The sequence below is a fragment of the Maribacter sp. genome (assembly GCF_039974175.1).
Lineage (GTDB): Bacteria > Bacteroidota > Bacteroidia > Flavobacteriales > Flavobacteriaceae > Maribacter_C.
Genome location: NZ_JBDWJN010000002.1, coordinates 1 through 13879, shown reverse-complemented (window position 1 = coordinate 13879; position 13879 = coordinate 1). Strand labels below are relative to the sequence as shown.

The window sequence follows — 13879 nt, the reverse complement described above, 5'->3', positions numbered from 1 at the left end:
GATGACCCTGCAAACGACTTACCAGATACCGATGGTACCGAAGATGTGAACTACAGAGATATTGACGATGACGGTGACGAAATCAACACTATCGATGAAGATATAGATGGCGATGGTGACCCGACCAACGATGATACCGATAGTGATGGAACCCCTAACTATTTAGACCCTATCGATGATACGCCAGACTTTCCTATTGAGGTTAATCAGATGGTTACACCAAATGGAGACGGTAAGAATGACTTTTTGTTCATTAGAGGTTTAGATAAAGTACAGCGTAGTACCTTGCGAATTTTTAACAGATGGGGAGTAGCGGTTTACGAAGGTGAAAATTACAACAACCAGAACAACGTATTTGACGGAAGATCTAAAGGGAGATCTACGCTTAGCGTCGACAACTATCTTCCATCTGGAATATATTTTTATATCTTTGATTATACCACTATAGACGGAGAAAGCAAGACCGATAGCGAGTATCTTTATATAAGCAAATAACGCGAACACAAACATGACTTTAAAGAAGAACCTAGTACCTCTTGTATTTCTAGTTTTCATCTCAACTATTGGCAATATAAGCGCTCAGCAAGACGCCCAGTATACGCAGTACATGTTCAACACCTTAAGTGTTAACCCGGCATATGCTGGATCACGTGGTCAATTTAGTGCGGCGGCCTTATACCGTTCGCAATGGGTAGGTTTAGATGGTGCACCCGAAACCTTTACCCTAAATTTGCATTCCCCCATTAGAAATAGTAGACTAGGATATGGGGTGTCGGTTGTTCAAGACAATATTGGAGATGGTGTTGTTTCTGAAACTTATCTAGATGCAGTTCTTTCATATACCATAGATGTATCCTTAGATGGAAAACTTTCCTTTGGGCTTAAAGCTGGTGGAAATATTCTAAACCTGGATTTTAATGCATTGAGAAATTTTGATGTTGAACCGGTAAATGTTGACAACATAGAAAATCGATTTTCACCTAATGTTGGATTGGGAATTTATTATCATACCAATAAGTTTTATGCAGGTTTATCAGCTCCAAATTTATTGCAGACTGAGCATTTTGACAATTCGCAAACCGCAGCAAATTCAGTACAGTTTCTGTCTAAAGAAAGAATCAATTTCTATTTTATCACAGGCTATGTATTTGATTTGAGTGGAAATTTAAAGTTCAAACCAGCCTTGTTGACCAAAGTGGTTGGCGGTGCACCGCTCCAAATAGATGCTTCTGCAAGTTTCCTGTTCAATGATAAATTCTCCTTTGGAGCTGCCTATAGATGGGATGCGGCCTTAAGTGGATTGGTTGGGTTTCAGATAACAGATCAATTGATGCTTGGCTTAGCGTATGATCGGGAAACCACAGACTTAGGAGGCGCGCAATTTAATGACGGATCGTTTGAAGTATTCCTAAGATACGAACTCGTAAAGTCTTTCCAAAAGTTGGTATCACCTCGTTTCTTTTAAAAACTGCTAACCATGACAAAAAGAACACTTCTATCACTAAGCCTCCTCATTTTTTTCTTAGGATTTTCAGGTCGCGCCCAGGATGACAAATTATCAAAGGAAGAACGCTTGGTCACAAAAGCAAATGAGAAATACCAGAACTATTCTTTTAGTCCGGCAATCGACATTTATAAAAGAATTCTTGATAAGGGTTATACCTCAGCAGACTTATTAAAAAAACTAGGGAATTCTTATTATTTTAATGCGAACTACGAGGAAGCCTCCCAAATTTATAAAAGGCTGGTCGACGAGTACCCTTCTGATGTAGCTCCTGAATACTTTTTTAGATACTCTCAAACTTTAAAAAGTTTAGGAGATTATGAGAATGCGAATGCAACAATGTCTAAGTTCATTGAAATGACATCTGAAGATGTTAGAGCAAAGGCTTTTGAAGTTGAAAAAGATTATCTAGCAGATATTAAGAAAAATTCAGGGAGATACGAATTGTCTCCATTTGCATACAATTCGCCTTACTCCGATTTTGCCCCTTCGTTTTATAAGGAAGGCGTTATTTTCTCTTCCGATAGAGATACTGGAAATTTAGCGCGTTATCGCCATACTTGGAACTCAAAAGACTTCTTAGACTTATATAAGGTTGATGTTGATAGCATATCGAGGAACTCGGTAACAAAACTTGGAGACAACCTGAATACAAGACTTCATGAGTCAACTTCAATTACTACAAAAGATGGTAGTACGCTTTACTTTACAAGAAACAATATTGTCGAAGGTAAATATGTGAAAGATGAAGAGGGTGTAATTCGATTGAAGATTTTTAAGGCGACACTTCAAGATGGTGTTTGGTCAAATATTCAAGAATTACCTTTCAATAGCGATGCACATTCGGTAGCCCACCCTGCTTTAAGCAAAGATGAGAAAACGCTCTATTTTGCCTCCGACATGAAGGGAACCTTAGGAGAGTCCGATATTTTTAAGGTCGCTATTGAGGAAAACGGTGGTTTTGGCACCCCGGTGAATTTAGGGAATAACATAAATACTGAGGCTAGAGAAACCTTCCCATTCGTATCAAGCGAAGATGTATTATACATGTCTTCTGATGGTCATCCAGGTTTAGGAGGATTGGATGTATTTGCGACAAATATTAAGAATGACAAGTATGACAGTGCCATTGTGAATGTTGGCGAGCCAGTAAATAGCCAAATGGACGATTTTACCTTTATTTTCAACGAAGAGTCAAGAAAGGGATATTTCGCTTCAAACCGGGCTGATGGTCAAGGCGCTGATGATATTTACGCCCTTGTTGAGACCATTCCATTACAATTGGAATGTGAACAGGAGATTACGGGTACGGTACGCGATAGAATTTCGAATGAAGTTTTGGTGGGTGCCACCGTAAAGGTAATTGATGAAAATAACGAAGAAATATTGTCTACAATCACCGATTCTGATGGCAACTACTCCTTAACAGTAGACTGTTATAAGGGCAATTTCGTAAGGGCCCTTACACAAGGATATGTACCCTCAGAAGAGTACTTAGAAAAGTCAGATGCAAAACCAAAGATTATAGATTTCTATCTTGAGCGAGATCAAGTAACTGCAGGTTTTGGTGATGATTTGGCTAAATTATTACAGCTAAGTACCATATACTTTGACTTCGACAAATACAATATCCGCAAAGATTCTGAATTGGAAGTGGAGAAAGTTATCGCTGCGATGGAGAAATATCCGAGTCTTAAGATAAAAGTAAATTCACATACCGATAGTAGAGGACGAGACTCGTATAATTTATGGCTCTCTCAGAAAAGAGCAGAATCCACCGTGAATTATATGATTTCAAAAGGTATAGCCAAAGAACGTCTTCAAGGGGAAGGTTTTGGTGAAACCAAGTTAATAAACCAATGTGCGAACGGAGTAAAATGTGTTGCCGCAGACCACGAACTGAATCGAAGGTCTGAGTTTATTATTCTCGAGTAGCTGCTTAAGATCATTTTCAATAGAAGTTAAATAGTAGTTGTTCGATAGGTCTACTTTTTTTGCACTATTTGGCCTTGTTTCCGTTTCAGGGCTTTTAGAGTCATTTGCTTCCGGTTCACAGCTGTTTTTTATTCATTCATGACTATATAAGAACGGTACACAACATATCTTAGGTTGGGGCCTTAATTCGACTTATTTTTGATCAGTACAGGATTAAAGTACCCCAAATGTTACCAACTAAACCAAACATTAGGCAATTTTTTGCGCTTGCATTTTTCTTATTTGTAGGTACGATTTCTTTTGCTCAGGCCACTATAACTATTGAAGTGAGTTGGGGTGCATGGTCATCTGAAAATAGAGTGACTTTTAGAGATCCTTCCAACGTACAAATAGGAGCTTCCATTTGTAATCCCGCAGATTGCTTCAACGGCGCTTCGAATACTGCGTACAATAATATTGGTAGTCCCGCAACATATACAGGTGTTCCATATGGAACAAATTATGATATTCGTTTGCAGGATACATGGGGAGATGGTTGGAACGGTACTTCCTATGTCCGTGTATATCAGGATGGTGTTTTGATTGTAAATTCCGATTTAGGAGGTGGTACTTTACTCGACGTATCCTTCGATATTTTACCCCCAACCCCGACCTTGGAAATAAGTGATGTGAATGTAGACGAGGATGCTGGCACTATGACGTTTACTGTAAATCATACGGAGGCAGCAGCTTCGGGGCCATTTACCGTAACTTATAGCACTGTAGATGGATCGGCCACAGCGGGTAGTGATTTTACAGGAATTGTAAATGGTACGTTGAACTTTGACGGTACCTTGGGAGACTCAGATACCATTATTGTTTCAATTACAGATGACACTTCCTACGAGGTGTCAGAAACCTTTACGATTGAATTTTCGGCTAGTTCTGACCCTGCGGTAGATTTTTCTGATACCGCCACAGGTACCATAGATGATGATGAGGTCATCTTGAACAATCCAAACTTGGTGCTGACTCATGAACTTGACGGATATATTAGCTATACCTCTACAGGAGGTACACTACGGACCCAAGACAATAACACCGATGCATGTTCGATAACGACAACTTCAAGCGGTACTTTAACTTCTGCTATTCCCGCTACGGCGACAATTGATAGGGCATTTCTATACTGGGCACATTCGAGTGCAACTCCAGACTCGCAAGTAACTTTTGAAGGCAATACGGTGAATGCGGATTTGATGTATACTACCTCATTATCAGGCGGAAGAATATTTTATGGTGGTGTAAGTGATGTCACCAGCATTGTAGCGGGAATTGCTAATCCTACCACTAATACTTTTGATTTTTCAGGACTTACCATTGACACTTCTGCTACCTATTGTAGTTCAGCTACGGTTTTAGGTGGTTGGAGCTTGATGGTCTTCTATGAAGATGCAAGTTTACCCGCATCAACCGTGAATGTATATCAAGGTTTTCATGGTGAAAGTAACACATCATCGACCTATACTTTGGATGGGTTTTATGCAATCGGGGCCTCTGGATCAAAAACCACAGTTCTTTCTTGGGAAGGCGACCAAACCTTAAATAACAATGAAGCACTGGAGTTTACGACAGGTTCCGGTACGAATGATTTGGTTGGAGACGGTGACAATACCGCAGGTAGTCCTAACCCTTTTAACTCTACTATTTTCGATAATACCGGGGGCACAACAGTGAATATCACAACATCTTATGGTGTAGATTTAGACACCTATGATGTATCTCCCTATATATCACCCGGAGAGTCTACCGCCACCACAAGGGTTGAATCAGGTCAAGATTTTGTATTATTAAATGCAGTTGTTTTGAAAGTACCTTCAAACTTGGTAACAGGCACCGTGTTTGAAGATATCAACTATGGAGGTGGAGCAGGCAGAGACTTGGCAACTTCTTCAGGCGTACCAATTCCCAATGTAGATATAGAATTATATGATTCTGGTGGTAGTTTGGTGCAGACTGCAACAACTGATGCCTCTGGGGAATATGTATTTGGTGGTATGGCCAACGGATCTTATAGCATACGTGTAGTGAACAATACGGTAAGATCTACCAGAGCTGGTGGTACGGCTTGTACTAGCTGTTTACCTATACAGACATTTAAAACAGACTATGCCGCCAGTACGTTAACCCCCGACACGAATACTGTGGGTGGGGAAAACCCTTCTGGGGTAGATCCTCTTGCAGGCACCTTAACTGGTGCACAATCTATCTCCACTATGACCATTTTGAGTGAAGGTGTAGTTGGAATGGACTTCGGGTTTAACTTTAATACCATCGTTAACACCAATGAGAATGGTCAAGGGTCGCTAGAACAATTTATTGTAAATGCCAATGCTCTTGATGCTTCTAGTATGGATATAGTGGCTAATAGTATTTTTAACCCAGCACCTGGTGCTGATACATCAATCTTTATGATTCCTCCTACATCTGATCCTATGGGAAGAACAGCAGATGCTAATTTTGCCGGAGGTTATTTTGATATTTTGATATCAAATGGAAGTCCTTTAACGACCATTGATGGTACGAATACAATCATTGATGGTAGAACGCAGACTGCCTATTCAGGAGACACAAATTTAGGAACTGTAGGCTCGGGAGGCAGTGCAGTAGGTACATCCGCTACATTACTTCCAGATTATGAACTCCCCGAGATCCAAATTCATAAAAATAACGGAGATGTTTTCAGGGCCCAAGGTAATGGTACTGTAATTCGCAACTTGTCTATTTACGGAGGTAATAATGCTGGAGTTAGAATTGATGGTGGATCTGTAACGGTTTCCAATAATATATTAGGTGTAACGGCATTGGGAGTCAATGGAGGAGGTATTGATAACGGGGTCGAAGTGATTAACGGCACAGTTACTATTGACGGGAATTATATTGCTACTAATACAGATGAAGGCGTGCATATTAATGGTGGAACCTCTACAGTCATCCAAAATAATCATATCACCACGAATGGTGATGACGCATGTGCCGATAATATTCTGGTTGAGGGAGGATCAGGAATTCAAATTCAGCAGAATCTAATTGAAAATGCCTCTTCACTTGGAATAGATGGTGATGGTATTTCTGGAAGCGTTATCATATCTGAAAATACGATTACGGGTTCTGGTCAAGATGGTGGTGCTTGTAGCGGAAATGTTGAGAATGCGGGAATTTTATTAGATGGTAGCAATTCGTCTATTTCAAATAATGTCATCGCTTCAAACGGAGGCCCAGGAATTGTGTTAGCCGGTGGAAATACTTCAGGTAATCTTATTTCGCAAAATTCGATATACGCGAATGGTACTACCGCAGATGCCTTAGGTATAGATCTTGACCTTTCAGATGATATCGGCGATGGAGTTACACTGAACGATACAGGAGATTCGGATAATGGTCCGAATGGCGCTATTAATTTTCCGATCATTGAGTCGGCGTATAAATCGGGCTCCAATATTGTTGTTTCTGGTTGGTCGAGACCTGGCGCTACCATTGAGTTCTTCCTCACCGATGTGAATCAGGGCACAGCAAGCTTAGGAGATAACCAATTGGGCCTAACGGTCGATTACGGAGAAGGCCAAGTGTTTTTAGGGTCAGAAGTTGAAGGTAGTGGATCTGACACCAATTCAAATACCTCTGCATATACCGATGAGGATAGCAATACGGATAATACCAACAGATTTACTTTTACTTTTGCGGTTGCACCAGGGGTTATTGCAGGTGATGACCTTACCGCCACTGCAACTATTGCAAATTCAACATCCGAGTTTTCACCCTTCAGTACATTAAAGATTTATACGATTATTACCAATCGTAGAATCACCTATCGCGTACGAAAAGATTAAGTATATTCTTACATTTTTTCGATGTAAGTCACTGTTAATTAGCGACTTAATATCGAGTAATTCTTTTTAAAACCTCAACTTTTTGTTGTTAGATGTTGTAAATATCTCACTACACAACATTTTTTTTAACACCATAGGCATATCTGATACCTTGCCTTACAATTATACCGGGGGCGGTTTTATTTACTTACCTGTGTTAAGTCTTTTAAGATGAATGTTATCAAACCAATGTGGTTCCCCCAGAACAGCTTAGGTCAGATACTCTTGTATATTATGATGTCGGTTACCATCACGGTTTCTGCTCAGACCACTTTTACCGAAAGCGCCGCATCTTATGGCCTCAATTTGGGCCAGAACAAAGACGGTGGACACGCATGGGCTGATTTCGACGGTGACGGATTGTTAGATGTTCTTGTTTTAGAGAATAATAGCAGTAGCGGTGTAAAGAGCTTTTTGATGAGACAATCTCCTGCAGGTACCTTTACAAATGTGCAGGCTACGTTGGCTCCAGGCATGTTAGGAGACAGAGCAGAACGACAAGCAGCTTGGGGTGATGTGAATAGTGATGGCCGCCCAGATTTTATGATCAACTCTTCAGGTACAAGCAGTGCTGTGGTAGCCATTCAAATATTCATACAGAACGCCGATGGTACTTTTGGAGACGGTATTGGCGGTACTACTCCATTGACAGTGGGTGAAAATAGTAGTGCCACCATCACCATAAACCCATTAAACACAGAAGGTACAGGCTTCTTTGATTTTGAAGGCGATGGTGATCTCGATATATTTTTTGATAGTCATAATTATGGTATAGAACTTTTGCGCAATAATTATATCGATCATGTCACACATACCGTAGTCAACCCTGCGCCTGCCTCGCTTTTCACGCATATTACAACAGCTAATGGCAGTCCGAATGTGCAATTTGGATTAAATCAATTTGCTACAGATGGTGATTATGGTTCAGCGGCAGATGTGAACGATGATGGTTGGGTAGATATTTTTATGAGAAAACGCGATGAAAATGACTTTTTCCTGAATCAAGGCGGTACGTTTACCAATGGTTCAGATCTTGCACAAGCAGAGAATGGAAACAAAGGAGGTAATGGATTATGGGATTTGGACAATGATGGCGATTTGGATGCAGTATGGACAGAGAATGGCCTCAACCAAATTTTTAGAAATGATGGTGCCGGAGTTTGGACAGCTCTGGGTGCAGCCACTTTCCCTGGATTACCACAACCCTCGAATACAGATTCTGGCAGTTCTTCAAATGACATTGATGCACTCGCTGGGGGAGATATTGACAACGACGGAGATATCGATATTCTGTTCGTAGGAGACAGTCGTAGCTACCTTTATATCAACCAACTCAACAGCCCTACCCCAGCTCCAGGGGTAGTTGGAAGTGGCACGGCGCTTACTTTTACTTTAGACGCCGAGACTTTTAATACACGAAATGGAGAGGGTACCACCATGATCGACATTGACGACGACGGAGATTTAGACATCTATATGAACATAAGCCATAGTTCTGGAAATCAATTGTTTATTAATAATCTTCCCGCTGCAAATAGAAATAATCATTTATTGATCGATGTTTCAGAAGATCGAGGCGCGAACGGTAGCACTGGAGGATTTCCAGAACGGGTAGCAATTGGAACTAATGTACTTATTAGAGACTGTGCCGGCAATATCGTTAGTGGTCTTAGACAGGTAAATGGGGTATACGGTCATGGTACCCAAAGTCCGCAAGAGGTACATTTTGGGCTTCCTTTGGGCGAGAGTGAAACCTACATTATTGAAGTGCGATACCCTAATTTTTATGATGCTTCCGATCCGAGTGGTTTTTCTAGATTAGTAGCTACTATTGTGGCAACACCCAATACCATACCTGGAACAAATCATTATGATCTTTCAACCACCGACGCCGAGATTGTTGAAAACTTAAACCCTCCAGATGCTGTAGATGATTTGGTGGTGGTTCCGGTTGGAAATACTGTTTCGGTGCAAATAAATCTCTTTGACAACGACTCCGAACCTGATGGCGAAAACTTTTTCATAGATAGTGTTGTTCAACCCGCTGTTGGATCGGTAGTAATTGATGATGCAGATGCTGGTTTGGTTACCTATACCTATAGCGCAGGTACCCTGTTTCCTGGAACTACTTTTGACTATACCATAACCGATTCCACCATCTCTATTTGTCCTGCCTTGGGCCTAAGTGATACGGCAACCGTTACGGTTTATGAACCTTGTGCAGATCCAGCTGGCTTAGATTCAGATGGAGATGGTATTAATGATGTATGTGACGAGGACGACGATAACGATGGTATTCTAGATTCGATTGAAAGCCCCCGTTCGGTTTTATGGGTAACCAATGGCACTCCTGGTACTGAAGAACAAAACACTATAGACAAATTAATAGCCCTTGGATATTCGGTCACAGTTGTAGATGATAATGTAGGTGGAAATGCCGATAATTATGCGGTAACCTTCGTGTATGAGGATGTTTTCAGTGGCGACGCTTTTGCCAATGTCGCCAATTTGACAACTACCACTAAGGGTGTTATTACAAGTGAGAATGCCTTACACGATGAAATACTCGGCGGTGTCACGGGGGGGTCAAGTAATACAAATCTTGTAAACATTGTTGATAGTACCCATCCCATAACTTCAGGATTGGCCTTAGGAAACTATGATATTGGTGATGGCGCTTTTTATGCAAATAGCTTGACATCGGGTACCGTCTTAGGCCGACACCCAAATAATTCCGTTTCCATTGCCGTGTGGGAACCTGGTGAAGCTATGGAAACAGGCACAGCTCCTGGTAGAAGGGCCATTGTGCCACATACGAACAATAGTGGTGGATTCAATACCGCTGGCGAAGATCTTTTGGTAAATGCCATTATCTGGACTGCCGGCATTGATACCGACGGTGATGGCGTTGATGACGATTTGGATTTAGACAGTGATAATGACGGAATCTACGATGTTGTAGAAGCCGGTCATGATGTGGCTCATACAAGTGGTGTTTTGACCGGTAGTGTGGCCCTTGATGGGGTTGCCGACAGTGTACAGGCTTCGGGTCAAGAAGATAGTGGTAACGTAAATTATACTGTGCAAGATGCTGATAGTGATGGAATTAGAGATGCAATTGAATTAGATGCCGACGCCGATGGATGCAACGACGTTGATGAAGCTGGGTATACTGATGACAATAACGATGGGTATTTAGGGCCAAATCCTATAACTAGTGATGTAGATGGTTTAGTAACTTCTGGTAGCGATGGTTATACCCTTCCAGCGGATGCCGATTCTAATACTATTTTTGACTTTCGTGAAGCCGGAACAGCTCCGTCAATAAGTGCACAACCCGTTGATTTAATCGTTTGCCCAGGCTGTGATGGAACATTTTCAGTTACAGCTAGTAATGCAGATGTCTATCAATGGCAGTTTTTTAATGGTTCAATTTGGATAGATTTAACAGATTCTGGTATCCATTCCGGAACCGCAACAGCCACTCTTAGTATTACAAATGCTTCCCCATCTGACGACGGAAATCAATACCGAGTTGTTGTGTCAAATTCTACCTATGTATGTACAAATGAAGTATCTAACGTTGCAATTTTGACCATGGGAGTATCAACTGTAATCACCAATCGTAGAATTACATATAGAGCGAAAAAGAACTAATTTTTCAGCTTTTATTTTTTCTATTTAAACCCTTGTTTTGAAAAGATTTTTCCTACATAAAAGCAGTCTCAAAGTATTGATATACAATGGCTAATCGACCAATGAAACCTTTAAAAACCTCAACATTTGTGACGTATACATTGCATTTTAACGGTTACACAACAATTATTTCTCAATGGTACACATAAAGTTAATTTTGTAAAGTGCAATTAAACCATTTCACCAAATGTGGTTAAAGTGCAACCCAAAGTATGAATAACTTAACCGAACTCAACCAAAGTTTTCAACCAGAAAACAAAATGGCAATTAGAATGCATAGGCATTCTCTTCTCCATGGTAATTGTTCCTTAGCGAACACAGTTTCCGTTAACTATTCAGCTTAGTCCATTTTCAATATAGTCTTTGTGATTGTATCGAAACATAATAATGCAAAAAATAAGTAGACAATAAAGTTCTAAGTAAAGTAATGGTCATGAAGAAAATAATTGTAGCACTGATTTTTCTGATATCCGGATTTGCACTCGCCCAAACTACGGTGACGTTGCAAGATCAATGCAATTGCGAGGTCCTCAGCGGAACCGCGGTTACGGCTCCTGGTATGGTAACCCCTGGAGGGGCCGATACCGGCGATATCTATGTTAACACCAATACAGGAACAATCTATTTTTGGGATGGAGATTCTTGGGAACTGACCTCTTCCGATGATCAACAGGTATTAGATTTTAGCTACAATGCCGCTACCCGCGGACTTACTTTGGAATTAGAAAATGGTGGAGCACCAATTACAGTAATCCTACCAGCGGAGACTATTACGACCATTACGGGAGCCGCAGCGGTTGGAAATGCGATTGGAGTATATGAGAATGAAAATGGAGATTTAGTCACAATTAACGAGACAATTACTTCGATAATAGATAACAACGACGGTAATGTGACCTTTACCAACGAAGCAGGTGCTATTGCTACGGTATCAAAATCGGATATTACCGATAACGGAGACGGAACCTATACCTTTACCAATAATGATGGTACAGATATAACGATAAACACTAATGGCATAGCCATTACCAATGTTGTAGCGGGTAACCGTATAGCAACGGTAACCGATGCCTCTGGTGCTGCAACTGATATCAACGAAACCATTACTTCAATAGTTGATAATAATGATGGCTTTGTAACTTTCAATAACGAAGCTGGCGGCACAACAACCGTAGCAAAATCTGATATTACCGACAATGGCGATGGAACCTATACGTTCACAAACAATGACGGTACCGATGTAACGGTCAATACCAATGGCTTGGCCATTACCAATGTTGTGGCGGGTAACCGTATAGCAACATTAACCGATGCTTCTGGTGCAGCTACAGACATTGATGAAACCATTACAAGCATCACTGGTGTATCTGCTACAGGTAACGAGATCGGTGTGTACAATCAAGAAGATGGCGGTACGATTTCAATCCAGGAAACCATTACCTCTATTGTAGATAATGGTGATGGAAGAGTAACCTTTGCCAATGAGGCCGGAGGAACTACTACGGTATTCAAATCCGATATAAGAGATAACGGTGATGGAACTTATACATTTACGAATAATGATGGTACCGATGTAATTATAAATACAAATGGGATTGCTATTACCAATGTTATAGCTGGAAATAGAATAGCAACCATAACCGATGCATCAGGTGCTGCAACAGAAATTGATGAGACAATTACTGCCATTAGTGATGTAGGTGATGGCAATGTGACATTTACCAATGAAGCTGGAGGAACCACCACGGTTGCTAAATCAGATATAACAGATAATGGGAATGGTACATATACCTTTACGAATAACGATGGTACTGATGTAACCATTGATAATAGAGATGCAGATTTTGATTTAACAAATGAGCTAACTCTTGTTGGTACTGGTGCTCCAGTTGTAACCCCAACTAATACGGGTGTTACTTATGTCGATGACGCCGCAGGGCAATTATACGTTTGGGATGGAGCGGCTTGGCAACAGGTCGGTGGAAATGCAAGTCCAGATTTGGACCCCGACCCTACCAATGAACGAAATACAGGTTTTGCAGTTAACGGCGCTAATCTTGAGATTACCGACAGTGGAGGAACACTTTCAGTTCCTATTGCTTCACTGGGCACAGATGATCAAACAGCAGCAGAAGTAACTATCGCCGATGCAGGTGGTAATTTCACCGCTACCGAAGTAGAAGGCGCATTGGCTGAATTAGCAGCCGGCAGTACTGACGATCAAAATATAAGTGGCTCTGGACTTTCAGGAACTGATCTTACGATCGGTATCGAAGGTGGAACGAATGAGACTGTAGACCTTTCAAGCCTAGTTGGCACCGATGATCAAAATATTAGTGGTTCAGGCCTTTCAGGTACAGATCTTACGATTGGTATTGAAGGTGGATCTAACGAGACCGTAGACCTTTCAAGTTTAGTAGGTACAGACGACCAAACTGCGGCAGAAGTAACTATCGCTGATGCAGGTGGTAATTTCACGGCTACAGAAGTAGAAGGTGCTTTGGCTGAATTAGCAGCCGGCAGCACTGACGATCAAAACATCAGTGGCTCCGGTCTTTCAGGAACTGATCTTACGATTGGTATCGAAGGGGGATCTAACGAGACCGTAGATCTTTCAAGCCTAGTAGGTACTGATGATCAAAATATTAGTGGTTCAGGCCTTTCAGGAACTGATCTTACGATTGGTATTGAAGGTGGATCGAATGAAACTGTAGATCTATCAAGTCTAGTTGGTACCGATGATCAAACTGCAGCAGAAGTAACTATCGCCGATGCAGGTGGTAATTTCACGGCTACGGAAGTAGAAGGCGCTTTGGCTGAATTGGCAGCCGGCAGT

Annotated in this window: 6 protein-coding genes; all 6 read left to right on the top strand. The window is 41.2% G+C overall.

Annotated elements, in window-relative coordinates:
- Positions 1 to 495: gliding motility-associated C-terminal domain-containing protein (locus ABJN95_RS01105; protein WP_348368142.1), on the top strand; the 495-nt coding region annotated here is incomplete at its 5' end.
- Between the two features lie 13 nt (positions 496 to 508).
- A complete protein-coding gene (locus ABJN95_RS01100) occupies positions 509 to 1465 on the top strand; it encodes a type IX secretion system membrane protein PorP/SprF (protein ID WP_348368141.1) in 957 nt (318 codons plus the stop codon).
- A 12-nt stretch (positions 1466 to 1477) separates the two neighbouring features.
- On the top strand, positions 1478 to 3439 hold the full coding sequence (locus tag ABJN95_RS01095) for an OmpA family protein (RefSeq protein WP_348368140.1): 1962 nt from the start codon (positions 1478 to 1480) through the stop codon (positions 3437 to 3439).
- A 227-nt stretch (positions 3440 to 3666) separates the two neighbouring features.
- A complete protein-coding gene (locus tag ABJN95_RS01090) occupies positions 3667 to 7308 on the top strand; it encodes a Calx-beta domain-containing protein (protein ID WP_348368138.1) in 3642 nt (1213 codons plus the stop codon).
- Between the two features lie 210 nt (positions 7309 to 7518).
- Positions 7519 to 11004 (top strand): FG-GAP-like repeat-containing protein, encoded by a 3486-nt coding sequence (locus ABJN95_RS01085; protein WP_348368137.1) that lies wholly within the window; start codon positions 7519 to 7521, stop codon positions 11002 to 11004.
- Positions 11005 to 11476: 472 nt separating this feature from the next.
- Positions 11477 to 13879: hypothetical protein (locus ABJN95_RS01080; RefSeq protein ID WP_348368136.1), on the top strand; the 2403-nt coding region annotated here is incomplete at its 3' end.

Coding starts and splice junctions, on each gene's coding strand:
- ABJN95_RS01100 (WP_348368141.1), top strand. CDS start 509: ATGACTTTAAAGAAGAACCTAGTACCTCTTGTATTTCTAGTTTTCATC.
- ABJN95_RS01095 (WP_348368140.1), top strand. CDS start 1,478: ATGACAAAAAGAACACTTCTATCACTAAGCCTCCTCATTTTTTTCTTA.
- ABJN95_RS01090 (WP_348368138.1), top strand. CDS start 3,667: ATGTTACCAACTAAACCAAACATTAGGCAATTTTTTGCGCTTGCATTT.
- ABJN95_RS01085 (WP_348368137.1), top strand. CDS start 7,519: ATGAATGTTATCAAACCAATGTGGTTCCCCCAGAACAGCTTAGGTCAG.